The organism is Paenibacillus sp. Z6-24 (genome assembly GCF_054161335.1).
On record NZ_CP096398.1, the window covers coordinates 4,254,083 to 4,271,816 of the forward strand.

The following is a 17,734-nucleotide window of genomic DNA, read 5'->3' on the forward strand; positions in this document are numbered from 1 at the left end:
AGACTCAACAGATGACATATCATGATAAAATCAAAGACGACAGTCTGATACCTGTCGTCTTTTTTGGCTGTTACATATGATCCAGCACATCGGTCAAATGATTGACCAGAGCTGCGGTATATTGTCCATCCGGATCCAGCGAAGGATCGAGAATGGTCACTTCCATTCCGACAGCGAGCCGATGGGATACGAGCGAAATGAGTATCTCCGCCAGTTCCTCATAACTCAGTCCATCGGGCTGCCGGCTGTCGACCGCTGGCATCAGCGCATCATTCAGCACATCCACATCCAGATGGATCAGGAAACCATCCAGTTCCTGTTCATTCATCATCGCCAAAAAGGACTCGACCATCGGCTGAATGCCTTCGCTGCGCACGCGTGCCAGATCGTAATAATGCACGTCCGATTCCAGCACCGGCTTCACATAAGCCTGATCATATTCCCGATTGCCGACACAGAAGATATGCTGCGGCTCCACATAGGGCTTGCACTGTTCCAGATTGGTCAGCCGCTCATCGCCTACTCCGGCAGCAATCGCCAGATCCATCCCGGCAATGCCTCCGGTCTGCGAGAGATCAGGCGTTATATAATCCGTATGGCCATCCAGGAAGAACAGACCATATTTGCCTCGCTGCTTCAGGGCCAGTGTACTGCCGATCAGTATGCTGCAGTCACCGCCGAGGATCAGCTTGAAGCTGTCCCGCTCCAGCTGGCGGCTCATCAGCTGTGCCTGGCGAATCGCATAATCCGAAGCAGCCTCCATATTCAGTATGCCTGAAAGCTCATCCTGTTCCATCCCATAAGCCGGTGGTTCCAATCGAAATACCTGCTCGGCCTGCAGCCGTTCATGAAGCTCGTGTTGATGCAGCCATTCCGGCATCCGGTTGACACCCGGTTCGTGATCCGGGTTTTGCTGCCGCAGTCCCAGATTGGTGGGAAATTCAAAAATATCAATTGCTCGCATTCTCATTGTGGTATTCCTCTCTCTATGGGGCGAATCTCTTCCGTAACTTGTACCGTAACCTGTAACGTTCAGTCTGTTCGGAATCCTCGCCTGTATATGTAATCAGTCCGGATAAATGCGTATGGCATCATGCGGTAATCCCGCTATATGACGCAGATGGGCAGTTACATTTCCTTCTTCTTCCCTATTATATTCCAGTCCCAGACAGGAAGCCACCTGCCGGGCCGTTCGGCTGAACAGATCGATCGTTGCAAATACCGCCTGCCAGACAGACTCCTCCTCTGCACAGGAGTACGTAGCCAGCAGTGCCTGCCAATCCTCTGCCGATACATACTTATCCAGATATTTGCCGCTTTTGCCGATGCTGATCTGCCACCCATGCCGATCTCCTGCCTGCCAGGACAGCATCCGGATCAGCATCGGGCGTACATACCTGTCCAGATGTTCAAGCGCGTACAAAATCTCGCGCCGCCACAGCCCTTTGGCAATATAGGTGGATACCCACCAGAATTCATTGCAGCACTCCGCAAATTGGACAGCTGTCGGCTGCATCACCCGGTAGTCTTCATCTGTCGGTTCCGGCAGAGCCGGTATGCTTCCATCCTTGTCCAGCAGCAAGACCGTGAGCTTGTCCTCCTGCAGATAGGCTTCACACTGCTGAATTGGCAGCAGCCGCAGATCGATCCGGTTGCCATCGGCGAACAGCATCAGATAGGCAAAGCTGCCGCTGGGATGAGGCGGATCCGATGTAGAATTATCCGGAATCTGCATGATCAGCCGCTCGCCAAAATAATCCACCCAGCTATGATCCGAGGTAAAGGAATCCACATCCGTAACCAGATACACCACATCATAATCCTGAAAAGGATCTTCTGGTGCATTCTCATTCACCCGGGAACCGTTCATGGCGACAGCCCGGATGCGCTCATCATTACGGGCATAGTTCAGGATCAGATCCATCATTTGCTGGTTATTGCGCATCGTTATCAGGTTCCTTTCTTTGCGTCTGTCAGAATGATGTACAAATGGATATTGTTAAATTATACCTAACATGGACGGAGATGGGTATCGGTTATGGAAGAATTAATATCTTTTCAACAAAGAGTTAATATTCCTCTTAATAATGGAAAAAGTTCCCCAATCCGAACGCTGTTCAAAGCGCCAGGACCGGGGAATCGATAGGGAAGAACTGTCTTTTACATTCATGTTGGAGGTTGACGCATTAACTTGGCTTACTGATTTTCCTTGGTCACCAGCTTCAGCGGAGCAGGGATCGACTTCTCGACCGTTTTGCCCTGCAGCACATCGCGCGCGGCATCTACAGCCATTTGTCCGATCAGTTCGGGCTGCTGGGCTACGGTAGCGGTCAGTTTGCCTTCCTTAATCGAATTCAGCGCGTCTTCGTTGCCGTCGAATCCGATCACGGGAATGTCCTTGCCGGAGCTCTGGATCGCTTCGATCGCACCGAGTGCCATCTCGTCATTGTGAGCGAATACGGCCTGTACATCCGGATTACCCTGCAGCAGATTCTCCATCACGGTCAGACCCTTGGTACGGTCAAAGTCTGCCGCCTGGCTGGCGACGACATCCAGTTCCTTGTCGGCTACATCGTGGAATCCTTTACCGCGTTCACGGGTAGCGGAAGCGCCCGGTACGCCCTGCAGCTCGATGACTTTGGCATCTTTGCCAAGTTCCTTGACGATGTATTCGGCTGCCATTTTGCCGCCTTTGGCATTGTCCGAAGCGACCAGCGCTTTGACATCGCCCTTATCTGCAGAGCGGTCCAGCGTAACGACCGGAATATCCAGTCCGTTCGCCGATTGCACAGCTGCCGAGATGGCGGCGGAATCGGTCGGGTTGATCAGCAGCGCATCCACACCCTGCTGCATCAGATCATCGACATCATTGCTTTGCTTCGCCGAGTCATTCTGTGCATCAACGACGATCACTTCGATATTCAGCTTTTTCGCTTCCTTCATGACACCGTCTTTGAGCGATACGAAAAATGGATTGTTCAGTGTGGAAATGGATAGTCCGATTTTGATTTCACCGGGTTTGGCCGACTTTTCCGATTTGGCCCATTCCGGCGGCTGCAGGGAGCAGCCGGAGAGCAGCACAACGATCATGACAGCGGCCAGTAAAGGTACGATTTTTTTCATGCCTGATTCCTCTTTTCCTTTTTAAAATCTATCGGTTATGCCGACTTTTTGCGATCGATTAATACAGCGATGACGATAACGATCCCTTTGACGACCATCTGGTAGAACGAAGATACACCCAGCAGATTCAGACCGTTGTTTAGTGTACCGATAATGAGCGCACCGATCAGCGTACCGACAATGCGTCCGCGTCCGCCGGACAGACTCGTGCCGCCGAGCACTACCGCTGCAATCGCATCCAGCTCGTATGATGTACCTGCTGTCGGCTGTGCCGAATTAAGACGGGAAGTCAGGATTGCCCCGGCGAGTGCGGATAATGCACCAGCCAGCGAATAAATCATGATTTTGACACGTGGTACCTTGATACCGGATACAATCGCCGCTTTCTCGTTACCGCCGATTGCGTACGTTTTACGACCAAAAGGCGTTTTGTGCAGGATCACCCATAGGATGATAAAAGCAATCGCCATCGTAATCGCCGGCACCGGAATGCCGAGGAAATAACCGCGTCCGAACAGCTGGAATGCCATGCTGTCGCCGAGCCCCGTGATCGGATTACCGTTGGTGTAGACAAGCGTCAGTCCGCGGAAGATGGTCATCGTCGCCAGTGTGGCGATAAATGGTGCCATTTTGCCCTTGGTGATCATGAGTCCGTTCACCATACCCATCACGCCACCTGCGGCACAGCCGATAATGATCGCCAGAATCGGGTCCACGCCTGCCAGCATCAGATTCGCTACAAACGCACTGGATAGCGCCAGAATCGAGCCGACCGACAAGTCGATACCGCCAGTCAAAATAACAAAGGTCATACCAAATGCAATCAATGCATTAATCGCAACCTGACGCAGCAGGTTCAAAATATTAAGCGGTTCCAAGAAGCCGGGGTTCAATACCGATACAATAATGACCAGAATAATGAATCCCAGCAATGGACCGAGCTTCTGTGTAACATTGGATAATTTGAAGTTTTTCTCTGATTTTGGTTTGGTTATCGTTGACATATCACTGTCCTCCTGTAGCTAGCGTCATAATAGTTTCCTGGGTAGCGTCCTGGCTGGACAGTTCCCCGCTGATTCGTCCTTCATGAACGACCACGATCCGGTCACTCATGCCCAGCACCTCCGGCAGTTCGGAAGACACCATGATGATGGCGACCCCGCGATCGGTCAGTTCATTCATCAACTGATAGATTTCACGCTTGGCGCCCACATCGACTCCGCGGGTCGGTTCGTCCAGAATGAGCAGACTTGGTCCGATACCGATCCATTTGGCGATAACGACTTTTTGCTGATTACCGCCGGAGAGGCTGCGAGCGGGCGTCTCGGCCGACTGCGTTTTGACCTGCAGCCGCTTGATCAGTGTATCGACGAATTCGGCTTCTTTTTTGCCGGAAATAAATCCTTTGGACGAGAAGCTGAACAGATTGGGCAGCGCCATATTTTCACGAATGGAGAAGTCCAGTACCAGACCTTCATCCTTGCGATCTTCGGTAATAAAGCCGATTCCGTGCTTGACCGCATCATCCGGTCTGCGAATAGTCACTTTTTTGCCGCGTATCCATATTTCGCCGCTGTCCAGCGTATCAAGACCGAACAGGGTGCGCATAATCTCGGTCCGTCCCGAACCCATCAGACCGGAGAAGCCGACGATCTCTCCCGCACGTACGTTAAAGCTCACATTACGAAACTGGCCTTTTTTGCTCGCTTCCTTCACTTCCAGGATCACTTCGCCGGGATGCGGAGATCGTACCGGGTAGCGCTCGGTCAGCTCGCGTCCGACCATCTTTTTCACGACTTCATCAAAGTTGGTATGCGGAATCTCCTTGGTATCTACCGTTTTGCCATCCCGCATAATCGTAATCCGGTCACAAATCGCGAAAATCTCTTCCATCCGGTGCGAGATATAGACGATCGAGACGCCTTCTTTTTTGAGGGATGCAATCACTTCGAACAGCTTCTGAATCTCGCGTTCGGTGAGCGCCGCCGTCGGCTCATCCATTACGATTACTTTGGCATCGGTCATCAGCGCTTTGGCGATCTCAATCATCTGCTGCTGGCCGACGGAACAGTCTCCCGCTTCGCCCTGCAGAGGAAGATCGACAGCCAGTTTGCGGAACTGCTCTTTTGCTAACGTTTTCATTTGTCTGTTGTTGAGCAAGCCCCATTTGGAAGTCATCTCTTTGCCGATAAATAAATTCTCCAGCACCGTCATATCGCGCCAGATATTCAGCTCCTGGTGGATAAAAGCGATCCCTTTCTGCTCGGCCACTTTGGGATTATCAAAATATGTCTCCTCACCGTCGATCATAATCGTTCCCTGATCACGCTCATGCAGACCTATCAAAATGTTCATCAACGTTGATTTGCCCGCTCCATTTTCACCCATCAGTGCATGAACTTCGCCTGGACGGAGATCAAAATCAACCCCGCTCAAAACTTGGTTTGTACCGAAGGATTTGTAAATACCATTCATCTGAATCTGCATATACAATGCCTCCTTTGAATCTGCTGCCTTCTTATTTCTGTAACCGGTTACCTATTGCCGCTACTGCTGTGCTTCAGCTCCAAAATATACCCCCGCATGCAAAATGCAGTTGGCATACGGTCTGGACTCACCGGTGCGGATAATCACTTTGGCCTGCTGGCTGTGACGCTTGAACTGTTCATGACTGCATGTCGACAATGGAATATTGCCGAATGCCCTTTGCATATAGGTAAAAGTCTCCCGGTTCTGTCCGATCATCTCCTCGGCGATCGTAATCTGCTCGATCTCCATGTCTGCGGCGATGGCCTGTACCACATCCCGGAAGCTTGGTACACCATAGGTGAGTGCCAGATCGATCTTTGGCACTCCCTCCGGGACTGGCAATCCGATATCGGCAATCACAATATAATCCGTATGTCCGAGATCTGCGAGTACTTTGGCGATATGACTGTTCAGGATTCCACTTTTCTTCATTACAGTTGTTCCTCCACTTCCTGGCGTGTTGGCATTCCGCCTTGAGCACCGAATTTGGTGACAGAGAGAGACGCTGCGCGATTACCAAAACGCAGAGCATCCTGCAGTGACTGGCCTTCTGCAAGCGCCACGCCAAAAGCCGCGTTAAATGTGTCTCCTGCTCCGGTGGTATCTACCGCTTCCACTTTGTAAGTCGGTACGACTACTTCCTGCTCACCATCGTAATAACGAACTCCGTTGCTGCCCTCAGTCACAAACAGACGGTTCGGCTGTTGACGAAGTGCTTCCTGCAGGGTCAGTCCTTCAAAAAGAACCGCAGCTTCGTGCTCATTCGGCGTAATATAAGAGACATTGTTAATCACCGCTTCACTCACATGACGTGCAGGAGCCGGATTCAGCAGCAGCGGTACATTCGCTTTTGCACAAATCTCGCTTACATAAGCGACCGTCTCTTCGGGGATCTCCTGCTGGATCATGACCATATCCGAACTCTGAATGACTTCAACCGCCTTGGCTACATAATCCGGTGTGACATGATCATTGGCAGCCTTGACCACGATGATGCTGTTGTCTCCTTCGGCCAGAATAATATGGGCAGTACCGCTCTCCATATCTGTAACCGGTTCCATATAATCAGTATTCACATGATTTTCTTTAAAGTTTTGTAAAATCGCTTCGCCCAGGTGATCATCGCCTACCCGGCCGATCATGGTTACTTCCGCGCCCAGACGTGCCGCAGCTACGGCCTGATTGGCTCCTTTGCCGCCAGGTACCGTTTTGAAGCTTTCTCCCAGTACCGTCTCACCTGCACCCGGCCGCCGGGAAGACGTAACGACCAGATCCATCGAGCAGCTGCCGATCACGCAGATTTTGGCTTTGGCAGAAGATGATAATGTATGTTGAGATTGAGACATGATAAGATTCCACCTTTCGTTATGACTATTTTATATTAAGACAACTCTCTCTCTGACAGCGGACGGGTCGTCTCCCGTTCGATAAACTGCACCGGCATCTGGATCGTACGCTTCTCTACGGCAGTGCCTTCGATCAGCTGAATCAACAGATCGGCGGCCGCGCGCCCCATATCATAAGCAGGCTGGCGTATCGTCGACAGTGCCGGCGATAACAAATTGCTGAGCGGGGTATCATCAAATCCGATAATCTGCACGTCGCCCGGAATCTTTTTCCCGAGACGATGGGCTTCCTGAATGATGGCTGCGGCCGTAATATCATTACTGGCGATCACTCCGTCGGTATCCGGATGCTGCTTGAACAGCTCTCTCGCCCACCGATCGGCTTCGGTAAAGGAAAACGACGAGGTCTGCGTGACCTGATAGTTCATACCCATATCCTGCAGCACTTCAATCGCACCCTGAAAGCGGTCCTGCGCCGGACGAATATGAGCCGGTCCCTGCATCACCGTAATCCGCTGGCTGCCGCGCTGAACCATCTGCTGTGCCGCCAGCCGCCCGCCTTCCCGGCCGTCCGCATAGACCGCCGGGCGATCACTCGATATACGATCGAGAAAAACTACCGGGATTTTCAGCGAACGGTACGAAGCCGAACCCGGATCATTGGTAGACGAGATCACACCGACTACGTTATTTTGCACAAAAGTCTGTATGTAATCCTGCTCTTTGATCTGACTCTCATCACTATTGCCAAAGATCAAGCGGAATCCGCTCTCCTGCATCCGATCCTCCACTCCACGAGCGAGCTGTGGAAAATAAGGGTTCGTAATATCAGGCAGCAGCAGACCGATCAATCTGGATTTGCGTTTATATAGGGAACGCGCCACTTCATTGGGCGTATAGTTCAATTCCTGGATAGCGTTTTCAACTTTGCGCCGGGTATCTTCATGAACATAGCCGGTCTCGTTGATGACACGGGAGACGGTGGCTACCGATACACCTGCATGGCTTGCTACATCTTTTATAGTTGTCATTTGCTGCTCACCTCGAATCTGTAACCGGTTACATATATAAAATATCACAAGGTTTTGATTTTGGCAAATGGTATTTTTTCATATGAGTATGGAGAGGTTGTGCAGGGTTGTACTCAGTTTAAGCTGGTTTTGCTTTAACTGCTTCAGTGCGCTTTGCATCATCCATTGGATCTTATTTGATGCTTTCTATTACATTGCATTGTCCGTAATCATTATTACCTGCCGCTATCGTATCGTTACGTAACTGTTTCGTCTGCAACACCGCTTTCTTTCATTAATTTCTTGATTATATATTTTCTTATTCGACGTAGTATTGCAGACTCCTCTGCAGTTACTATCACTACTGTCCCATTCAGTAGGAGTTTTATCAGCGCCTTTGTATCTGTAGGAGAATCAGCCCTGCAGATGAAGGGTAATAAGCAGCAATATAGACGATATCATGCAATTACCTACCTGCAACGCAATTTATTTTACAACCCAAATTATTAGGCAGCTATCTGAAGATAAATCTCGTCTTCCCATCGATCCTCATCTCAAGGAGGCTTCTATGAAAACACTTCGCAAGTTCATTCTGGCATTTCTGCTGGCTAACGTGATCGGCAACCTCAGTTTTCGCAGACTTTCCCTTTTGCAATATGATATGGCCGCCGGATGGTTTACGCTGGAAAATGGGATCAAGTATCTGGTCAGTCTGTCCTGTTATATTGCCGTAGCTGTGTGGATTTATCAGATCCTGGAAGGCTTGGAGAAATGGCGAGAAGAGAATAAGAGCCGGTAACCGCTCGGATACAAAGAATAGTTGCCGACATGAAATGGGTACTAGGAATTAGCGTTGGAATTCTCACTTGTTTGTATTTGTACTTGTTCACTTATAAAATATGATAACAGACTCGAGCCTGACTAAGGAGGTATTCATTATGTTTGGTGGCGTAGGTATTCCCGGAGTGATTATGCTGATTGTTGTACTGATCGCACTTGTCTGGCTGCTTCGCTTTGTTATGAAAAAGCTGTGTTAATACCAGGATTATACATAAACTATAACATGACAAGCAGCCTTTTATCCAAGCCTTACCATACAAATGAATTATCAATTATGTTTGTACAACAAAGAGATCATAAAGACATATTCATGAAGGTACATATGTACAAATAGATGCACAGAGCGCAGGAAGGGGAATAGGGGCGACGAACGACATTTAAGCCTGGAGATCCTCATCTTCTCCCACAACCCAAGGATCTCCAGGCTTAACCGGAGGCCGTGCCCCTATCTCTTTCCGGAGCGGTCTATGGCAAACCCTCCAAATTTATTTCAAATTCCACACAGCATTGTGATTTTAATCACATATTAAATTTTAGTTTTAATTTAATATAAAGACATGAAAGAGATGATCATCTTCCATCAAAAAGCACCCAACACGAAGTCACCAGACTTCAGATTATACATTCACCAACCGGGCCGTTACAGCGGCACCCTATACCAACCCAAGGAGTGATCCATCATGAACAGATGGCTTAGAGAAAACAAAGTGGCAATGTGGTTATTGACTGTACTTCGCGTATATATCGGCTTCCAGTGGATTGAAGGCGGCTGGGGCAAATTGACTGGCGGATTCGACGCCACCGGGTTCCTCACAGGTGCAATCGCCAGCACCGGCGGCGAGCATCCAAGTGTCCAGGCAGGTTGGGGCACGTTCCTCCAGAACTTTGCACTGCCGAATGTCGAGCTGTTTAATGTAATCGTACCGATCGGCGAATTCCTCGTCGGTCTGGGACTGATCCTCGGTACGTTCACTACAGTCGCCGCATTGATGGGCATGGTCATGAACTTTGCCTTCCTTTTCTCGGGTACTGTGAGCACCAACCCGTACCTGCTGCTGGCCGAGATCTTCATCGTCGTCGCTGGTGCCAATGCCGGTAAAATCGGTCTGGACCGCTGGGTACTGCCTTACCTGAAAGCCACTCTTTTCAAAAAACATACCAAACATGGCGGCACACCTGCAGCACCCGCTCCCGATCATAGAGCAGCTTAACCAGAGAACATCCAGCGGATTCATATACAAATAAAGAACCGCCCACTTCCCTTCATAACCATACTGTGTATCACCTGACAATCCCCCTGTACGCTTCGGCTAAAGAAGCATGCAGGGGGATTGTCCTTTTCTTATCAGAATAAAGGGAATGATAGTACGTGGGCGCTCATGATAAATTCCACCGATAGGTACTGCTGCTATTGGTAGGTGTTATCACTCACGGTTGGCACCGCCTGCTCCCCATACGTATCTGCCAGAACCGAACTGCCCGGCTGATTATAAAATACGAGCAGTTCCTGCAGCACCACCCAATTGGGTGATGCATCAATTACCAGCATCAGTCCCTCATATTTGCCTGGCGTTACCGGAATCGGCTCCAGCACACCCCCTGCCGGATTATACGGCACCTGTACCTGTCCATCGTACAGCAGTATCCAGTCCCTGCCTTTGAGACCATAGATTATATAGTGCTGTGCTGCGGGTGGATGCACGGTAGCCACCGGCTGCACCGCATGAATATCGATAGGCTGGGAAAAGGCGAAATTGATTGTGCCATTTTTGTGTTCTCCACTCTCCGGCACCCAGCCCTGGCGCAGGTTACGATCCGCTGCATAGTCCGGCAGGGCGTTATCAAACGAACCGGATGCGGTCACCTTGGTGTCCAGCGGCAGGAAGTCTCCGGTGCTATAGCTTCGCGGCGTAGCGACAGCCACTTCCGAATAGCCATAGTCTTCACCATTCACAACTGCCTGTACCAGTACGTAATAAGGACTGCCATTGTTGATCAGACCTGTCAGCGTATAACCGGCATAGGCGTCCTCGCTCACAGTCACCATCTCGGTCTGCGCAATATCGCCGTATTCATTGCCATAGGTGATCCGGTATTGATCGGCTTCTGCTACCTTATCCCAGGTGAGCAGGAGCTGCGCATTCCCGCTCGTCGCCTTTACATTCTGTACCGGAGTATGGTCGGTGTTATAACGTACTTCGTTGACGAAGATTGGCGCGGTGGACGACTCAATGCGCACACTAATATCGGTATACCAGCCCGGCGCCACGGGAAAAGGTTCCAGTGCTACCGGAGACTTAGCCCCTTCCAGATGAATCTGTCGCTGGGCCAGCACTTGCTCGGATGACCCTCTTCCCTTAAAGATGGTATAGGTCAGGTTACTGTCTACCGCTGCCGAGACGATGAGCTGAAGTTCGCTTACATAAAGCGGATAGAAAAATTCATAATACAGCTCGCCCTGCGGATCGTTTCCATCATGCCTCCACGTAGTGGACATATTATGATCTCTCGTATTAATTACAGGATGACGATACCACTCATCGTTGGAGCCACCGGTCATATAACTCGGAAAATCAAAACCGTCGACCGGTATATTGAGCACTTCATTGGAGTAGTTGCTTCGTGATCCACCATCCAGAGCAGCTACGGTCAAATAGTAGGTCTGTCGATTGTTCAGATTAGGAATGGTGAGCCCGCTATACGTATCGGCGGCTACATCGAGTGTCTGCGTATATACACCCGATTCAGGACCATATCTCACCCGATAGCCGGAAGCGCCGGATACCGGCTGCCAGGTCAGATGCAGCTGCTGATTTCCATAGATTGTCTTCAATCCTGACGGGGAATTCAGATCCGAAATATACTGCAGCTCGCTGATCAGCAGATATGGCCGGGTGGACTGAGCTGTAATTCGGATACCATCATACCAGCCTTCCGGCACCGGAATCGGATCAAGAGCGACGTAATCTTGTGGGTCAAGTTTATACGTCTTCTTGCCAAGACGGCTCCATTTCCCATCTTGCAAGCCTTCCACCGTATACGTCTCGTAGCGCTTGCCTATACTGCCAGTGGACAATTGTACCGCTTTCATATTAACCGCTTCGGGAAAAACAACCTGCAGACGGGCATACCGGGCATTCAGCTTCCAGATGCTGTACCAGTTGCCATCGCCTATATTTTCCGGTTCAAATGTCACTCCTTCGGTGCCACTGGCTGTATAAGTCGTTCCCGCAGGCAGCGTACTGCCCTGCATATCTTCAATTGTATCCGCATACGAGCGACCCGCTGCGGGCAATAGTAACACCAGCAGCATACAGCAGCACATGTACCATTTAAAGCCTTTGGATCTCGTCATCATAATAGCCTCCTTTATACTGTACCCGTCCGCCTGAAGTACGTACTCCGCCGATATTATTCGTATGCTGTATCCTGCTGGTCTCTATCCGGTTATCCCAGAATTCACGTCAAATCCCTGCATATGCAGGATATTCGTTACACACCTCCTTTTACAGTGAATCTGCCTTAATCATAATCATTTAACACCTTATTGAAAATAATTATTTCCCATAAATGTATAATTAATACTCATAAAAAATATCGTCGATATTGCGTATCCCATACTGATTCTGTTTGTTTTGGATCACAGCAAAAAAAGCCTCTCTCCATCTTATGGAGAAAGGCTCAGATTTACAGCACAGCCTATTTAATTTCTGCGCTGTCTGCTGTCATCGCATAGGCGGACATCGATTCCAGATGGTCCAAGCCGCGTACGGAATCTTCCAGCAGCCGAACTTCCGAGCGGATCAGCATTTTTAATTTATCCGGCAAATGCTCCAGCTCGTCGAGTTCCCTGCCATAATCACGCAGTACCGTCTCGGTCTCCCATTGTCCGTCCTGCAGATCGTTGGCAGCAATAACCTGCTCGCGCCGGATGACCCAGCCTGCCTCCGCCGCAGCATCTCGAATGTCCTGAGGGGTGAACAGAGTACGCACATTGGCCGAGCTGCTTTCTTTGAAGCATTCGTATTTGGCCTGAATGAGGACAGAGAGCAGATGCGGAAACTGGTGCATATTCTGAATCTGGGTATCCCATTCGGCAAAGCAAAGTTTTTTGCCCCATTTGTGTATTTTGCGCAGGATAGCTGTCAATTCTTCATTGGAATTCAGATACCAGGACGCATGGGATAGTACAATATGACTGAAGGTAGCGGCAGGGAAATCCGTCTCCGGTGACAGCAGATCTACTCCGTATTCCATACGCGTCTGGAAGCCGAGTTTGGATTTGAGCAGGAATTTGGCTGAATCTCCGACAGTTACGGGACTTCCATAATTCGGTGATGCGATATCGATACCGTACACCAGCCCGTCCCGGCCGACCCGGTGAGCCAGTACAGCGGTTGTGTCTCCCTGACCGCAGCCGATCTCCAGTACTTTGCTGCCTGGCGGAATATCCCAGAAATCCACCAGATTCAGCCGATGCCGGGTCTGAACCCGCTGCATCTCCGGATGATCCTTGGCTACCGCCATACAGCTGATAATTTCGTCCAGCATATGCTCTTGCGTATCCATTGTATACACCTCTCCCTCTACGTCTTGCCTATATTGTATTGTTCAAGCAATAATGATGCAGCGAAACAGGATGCGAGCTATTTATTTATGAAATGGTAGTGGATGATACCAATCGGCAGGATGAGGATGGAGTTTCAGGCTACTTTCTAATGTAAAATTTGACATATAAAGTGAAGCGTGATAATTTAGAGTCATTCCTTTCTTGTAAATTATGGAATTTATTTTATCATTAAAAGATGGACGATATACAGAACAGGAGGAATCATCATGAAAGAGCAATGGATTCAGGAATTAAAAGCACAGCATGAACAGATTGTCGCCTGGCGCAGACATATGCACCAGTACCCGGAACTTTCGTTTCAGGAAGTAAAGACTGCCCAGTTCATCGCGGATACGCTGATCCAGTTTGGTTACCAGGTGCGTACCGGTGTCGGTGAAGGCGGCATTCTCGCCGATCTGCAGGGTGGACAGCCCGGGCCGACGATTGCATTTCGTGCCGACTTTGACGCCCTGCCGATTCATGAGGAGAATGATGTTCCTTACCGTTCGCAAAATGACGGCGTTATGCATGCCTGCGGTCATGACGGTCATACGGCGGCACTGCTCGGCGTCGCCAAAGTATTGAGCATGCATCAGGAGCAGCTGGAAGGCAATGTGCGATTTATTTTCCAGCATGCCGAGGAGCAGATTCCCGGCGGTGCCAAAGCGATGATCGATGACGGCGCACTGGATGGTGTGGACGAAGTATACGGTGCCCATCTGGCGAGCTATCTTCCGCTCGGACGAATCGGTGTCATTGCCGGTCCATCGATGGCGGCAGCCGATGGATTCTCCATCACTATTCAGGGTAAAGGCGGTCACGGGGCCAAGCCGGATCAGACGATTGATTCGATTGTGATCGGCAGCCAGGTGGTCAGCTCGCTGCAGCATATTGTCTCCCGCCATGTGAATCCGCTCAAATCCGCGGTCGTTACCGTTGGCGTCTTCCAGGCGGGATCAGCTTTTAACGTGATCGCGGACAAAGCCAAAATCGAAGGCACCGTGCGTACTTTTGATCCGGAAGTGCGCAAGCAGATTGAAGACGATATTCGTACGATGGTGCACGGCATTACCCTTGCCGAGCGGGCAACCTATACGATTGATTATACCCACGGCTACCCGGCTGTAGTAAATCCTCCGGCACAGGCCGAGGAAGTACGTCAGATCGTCATGAGCACACTGGGCGAAGAGGCGCTGTTCGATATTCCCGAACCGTCGATGGGTGCGGAAGACTTTGCCTACTATCTGGAGCACAAGCCGGGTAACTTCTTCTATGTCGGCTCGCAAAATGAGAGCGAACATACCGGCTTCCCGCATCATCATCCGCGCTTTGATATTGACGAACAGGCGCTGCTCAATACCGGATGCGTGTTCCTCGGTATTACGGCAGAGAAGCTGCTGTCCAAGCGTGTGCCGGTGAACGGCTGACGCAGGAATGGATGGAAATGGACAGCATTGCAGGAGTCAGATGGTTCTGGGTATGTGTCTAACCGGCATGCCTGTGCGGCTATTGACCCTTTGTATAATGGAAGTAAGGACCTGGCCAGACTGCCGGGTCCTTTTTTGATGTATTGGACAGATGGATATCCTTCGCCGCCAGATATTCGTAGTCATTCATGGTTGCTGCTGTAATATGCAGGATCATGTCTTTTCCTCCAGTTCTATAAAATATTGCGAATTCCTTTGCCGATATGTGAGCGAATGCCGTTTCATTGGGTAAGTATGCTGTAGATAGCCAGACAGGAACTATTCACAGCTTCTATCACTATAACGAACGGAGAGATCAATATGGAAACGAAAAACCTGGTATATGGAATTATTACGGGAGCATTGGTAGGAGCAGGGGCGGCATTGCTGCTGGCACCGAAGTCCGGAGAAGATATGCGTTACAGCCTCAAAACAGGTACAGCAAGTGCGGCCTCTTCCGCTTCCGAGCTGGCGGTAACAGCCAAAGAAAAAACACAGCTGGCTACAAGTCGTGGTCAGGAGATTATCCAGATGATCCGTGAGATTACGCCTGTCGTACAGGAAGCGATCAGTGTAGTCAAAGAATGGAAAGAAGTGCTGCAGACTTCTGCAGGCGAACTGAAGACCGAAGTACAGGCATTCAAATCCAGTGATAGTTCTTCTTCCGACTCTTCTTCACAGGCTGCACAGTCTTCGCCATCTTCCCAGTCTTCCTCGTCTGGACAAGCTTTACCGGAAGGCAGAACTCCTTCATCCGTAGGCTTCTAATTTATCCAAATCCAGCAGCCAAGATATCTACCGGAAACGGTCTCTACCCAGAGATCGTTTCCGGCTTTTGCTGTCTGGCCGCTCTTATAGGCCCTCTTCATTTACTGCCATTACTCCCTGTCCGGCTTCTGCTTCTATTATTTCATATTCAGCCCTTCGGTATACATATATGTAATCTGACGTTATTCAACAGCATTCATGCCTGATTGGATTGAGATATGCGGTATATGTCATTTTCGGTCTACGAATTAGTGCTTACTTCCTCTTTTTCCTTTTATAAGACCGGTGTTATTTTGTGAATATGCAAGATCAGAAAAGGAAAGAATCAGATCCTGCATACAGGGAACTGATCTTATATTCCATCCACCACATTTGTCCAAAGAGGAGAAGGATAAAATGACAAAGAAAAGACTGCACCAAGGAATGACCCTGCTGTTAAGCGGTGTACTGGCACTGGCTGCTCTGCCTTTATCCGGTGCGCAGACCCATGCTGCCGATTCCGTTTCTGCCAACACTTATGAAAGCGCTATCTTATCGGAAATGCAGGCTGCTTCTCCATACAACGTCTATAATCTGACCGGCTTCTCCACCGGCAATATCGGCGGCGGCACTATCCCGGAGACCGACAGCCGTTACAAAAAAGTATACAATGCCACTGATCTCGCCCAGGCGCTGCGCAAAAATTCGGGCATCAAGGTGATCGAGATTATGAACGATCTGGATCTGGGCTGGAATGAGCTGCCAGCAGCCGCAAAGACTTCGCCTTTTGCCGCTCATAATGCCCCGCTCACCCATCCGGTACTCAAAAAAACCGGTGTCAGCAAGCTGAGTATTGATGGATTTGACGGACTGACCATTTTCTCGGCCAATGGTGCCAAAATCAAGCATGCCGGCATTACGGTCAAACGCAGTTCCAATCTCATCATCCGTAATCTGGAATTTGACGAATTATGGGAATGGGACGAAGCGTCCAAGGGCGATTATGACAAAAACGACTGGGATTACCTCACCGTCGAAGGCGCCAGCTCCAAAGTGTGGATCGATCACTGTACATTCAACAAAGCCTATGACGGCATCGTCGATGTCAAAAAAGGCAGCTCCGGCGTAACTATCTCCTGGTCCTATTTCCGCGGTGACAACGGCAGCAGCGGCAGCTGGGTCAGACAGCAAATCGAGGCGATGGAAGCGAGCAAATCCGCCTATCCCATGTACAATTATTTGCGCAGCAGCGCGGTTGGCATGACCATGGAGGATATCATCGCCATCTCCTCCGGCCAGAAAAAGACCCACCTCGTCGGCGCTACCGAATTTGCCTCGGATAATGCCGATCTGGAAGTGACGCTGCATCACAACTATTATCTGGATATTCAGGACCGGATGCCTCGCCTGCGCGGCGGTAATGCCCATGCGTATAATATTGTGATGGACGCTTCCGGTCTCGCCGCAGCCAAGAAGCGTATCACTCCGGCGATGGAAAAGGCGATTACATCCAAAGGTTATCATTTTACCGTAACCAGTAACGGCGCGATCTCTACCGAAGATGGCGCACTGCTGGTGGAAAAATCCCGTATTATGGATGTCGCTTCTCCGATTCGCAACAATCAGGCGGACCCGACCGATGCCAGCTATACCGGCAAAATCCGTGCACTGGACACCATTTATGTGAATGATGGCAAGACGTTCCGCGGTGATAGCGACAGCGCCGGCAGCCCTCTCGCTCCTTATCCGGCTCCGGCCAAGCCGTTCTCGTGGAATGGATTCAGCACACTGCCTTACAACTACCAGACCGATGATCCAGCTACACTGGTTACCCGTCTGCTTGCTGCTGATGGTGCAGGATCCGGCAAGCTGGGCTGGACCAAGGAGAACTGGCTGTTGACAAGATATTGAACCTTGTAAATCTATACATTCACATCTCATATGAAATTATAATAAAGCCTCCCCTTAATTACAGTAAGCGATTTGTAATAAGTAAAAAATTTGTTATGATTTCATATGATGTATTAAATTCAAGATTACTTTTTAAGCTTACTAATTTTAAAT

16 protein-coding genes are annotated in these 17,734 nt (G+C 49.9%); 5 read left to right on the forward strand and 11 right to left on the reverse strand.

Annotated features, from left to right (window positions below; translation table 11 throughout):
- Positions 1 to 70: 70 nt before the first annotated feature.
- From M1D61_RS18420 to M1D61_RS18455, 8 genes are all read right to left on the reverse strand, one after another.
- Complete coding sequence (locus tag M1D61_RS18420; protein ID WP_458120056.1) at positions 71 to 970, reverse strand: arginase family protein; 900 nt, start codon at positions 968 to 970, stop codon at positions 71 to 73.
- Between the two features lie 96 nt (positions 971 to 1,066).
- The gene (locus tag M1D61_RS18425) at positions 1,067 to 1,945 is read right to left on the reverse strand and encodes an aminoglycoside 6-adenylyltransferase (RefSeq protein ID WP_458120057.1); all 879 of its coding nucleotides are present in this window, start codon (positions 1,943 to 1,945) and stop codon (positions 1,067 to 1,069) included.
- A 251-nt stretch (positions 1,946 to 2,196) separates the two neighbouring features.
- Positions 2,197 to 3,123 (reverse strand): ribose ABC transporter substrate-binding protein RbsB, encoded by a 927-nt coding sequence (gene rbsB / locus M1D61_RS18430; protein WP_458120058.1) that lies wholly within the window; start codon positions 3,121 to 3,123, stop codon positions 2,197 to 2,199.
- A 35-nt stretch (positions 3,124 to 3,158) separates the two neighbouring features.
- Complete coding sequence (rbsC, locus tag M1D61_RS18435) at positions 3,159 to 4,127, reverse strand: ribose ABC transporter permease RbsC (RefSeq protein ID WP_458120059.1); 969 nt, start codon at positions 4,125 to 4,127, stop codon at positions 3,159 to 3,161.
- 1 nt (position 4,128) lies between these two features.
- On the reverse strand, positions 4,129 to 5,610 hold the full coding sequence (locus tag M1D61_RS18440) for a sugar ABC transporter ATP-binding protein (protein WP_458120060.1): 1,482 nt from the start codon (positions 5,608 to 5,610) through the stop codon (positions 4,129 to 4,131).
- Positions 5,611 to 5,670: 60 nt separating this feature from the next.
- Entirely contained in the window at positions 5,671 to 6,084 is a 414-nt protein-coding gene (gene rbsD / locus M1D61_RS18445) for a D-ribose pyranase (protein ID WP_458120061.1), read from the reverse strand.
- On the reverse strand, positions 6,084 to 6,998 hold the full coding sequence (gene rbsK, locus M1D61_RS18450) for a ribokinase (protein WP_458120062.1): 915 nt from the start codon (positions 6,996 to 6,998) through the stop codon (positions 6,084 to 6,086). The genes rbsD and rbsK overlap by 1 nt, the downstream gene beginning before the upstream one ends.
- Positions 6,999 to 7,033: 35 nt before the next feature.
- On the reverse strand, positions 7,034 to 8,029 hold the full coding sequence (locus M1D61_RS18455) for a LacI family DNA-binding transcriptional regulator (RefSeq protein ID WP_458120063.1): 996 nt from the start codon (positions 8,027 to 8,029) through the stop codon (positions 7,034 to 7,036).
- 547 nt (positions 8,030 to 8,576) lie between these two features.
- Here M1D61_RS18455 and M1D61_RS18460 point away from each other — a divergent pair.
- Together M1D61_RS18460 and M1D61_RS18465 are read left to right on the forward strand one after the other, a co-directional pair.
- Positions 8,577 to 8,807, forward strand: a complete 231-nt coding sequence (locus M1D61_RS18460; RefSeq protein ID WP_458120064.1) for a hypothetical protein — start codon at positions 8,577 to 8,579, stop codon at positions 8,805 to 8,807.
- Between the two features lie 718 nt (positions 8,808 to 9,525).
- Positions 9,526 to 10,059: a DoxX family protein gene (locus M1D61_RS18465; protein ID WP_458122556.1), complete on the forward strand. Its 534-nt coding sequence runs from the start codon at positions 9,526 to 9,528 to the stop codon at positions 10,057 to 10,059.
- A gap of 197 nt (positions 10,060 to 10,256) precedes the next feature.
- Here M1D61_RS18465 and M1D61_RS18470 read toward each other — a convergent pair whose 3' ends face one another.
- Both M1D61_RS18470 and M1D61_RS18475 read right to left on the reverse strand, forming a co-directional pair.
- Positions 10,257 to 12,206 carry a fibronectin type III domain-containing protein gene (locus M1D61_RS18470; protein WP_458120065.1) on the reverse strand — a complete coding sequence of 650 codons (1,950 nt, stop codon included), beginning with the start codon at positions 12,204 to 12,206 and terminating at the stop codon, positions 10,257 to 10,259.
- A 341-nt stretch (positions 12,207 to 12,547) separates the two neighbouring features.
- Positions 12,548 to 13,417 carry a class I SAM-dependent methyltransferase gene (locus M1D61_RS18475; protein WP_458120066.1) on the reverse strand — a complete coding sequence of 290 codons (870 nt, stop codon included), beginning with the start codon at positions 13,415 to 13,417 and terminating at the stop codon, positions 12,548 to 12,550.
- Between the two features lie 267 nt (positions 13,418 to 13,684).
- Here M1D61_RS18475 and M1D61_RS18480 point away from each other — a divergent pair, with 267 nt between their 5' ends.
- Positions 13,685 to 14,884 (forward strand): M20 metallopeptidase family protein, encoded by a 1,200-nt coding sequence (locus M1D61_RS18480; RefSeq protein ID WP_458120067.1) that lies wholly within the window; start codon positions 13,685 to 13,687, stop codon positions 14,882 to 14,884.
- 79 nt (positions 14,885 to 14,963) lie between these two features.
- Here the strand turns inward: M1D61_RS18480 and M1D61_RS18485 are convergent, their stop codons facing one another.
- Positions 14,964 to 15,101: a hypothetical protein gene (locus M1D61_RS18485; RefSeq protein ID WP_458120068.1), complete on the reverse strand. Its 138-nt coding sequence runs from the start codon at positions 15,099 to 15,101 to the stop codon at positions 14,964 to 14,966.
- A 143-nt stretch (positions 15,102 to 15,244) separates the two neighbouring features.
- Between M1D61_RS18485 and M1D61_RS18490 the strand changes: the two genes are divergently transcribed.
- Positions 15,245 to 15,691 carry a YtxH domain-containing protein gene (locus tag M1D61_RS18490; RefSeq protein ID WP_458120069.1) on the forward strand — a complete coding sequence of 149 codons (447 nt, stop codon included), beginning with the start codon at positions 15,245 to 15,247 and terminating at the stop codon, positions 15,689 to 15,691.
- Between the two features lie 396 nt (positions 15,692 to 16,087).
- Positions 16,088 to 17,581: a pectate lyase family protein gene (locus M1D61_RS18495; protein ID WP_458120070.1), complete on the forward strand. Its 1,494-nt coding sequence runs from the start codon at positions 16,088 to 16,090 to the stop codon at positions 17,579 to 17,581.
- Positions 17,582 to 17,734 lie beyond the last annotated feature (153 nt).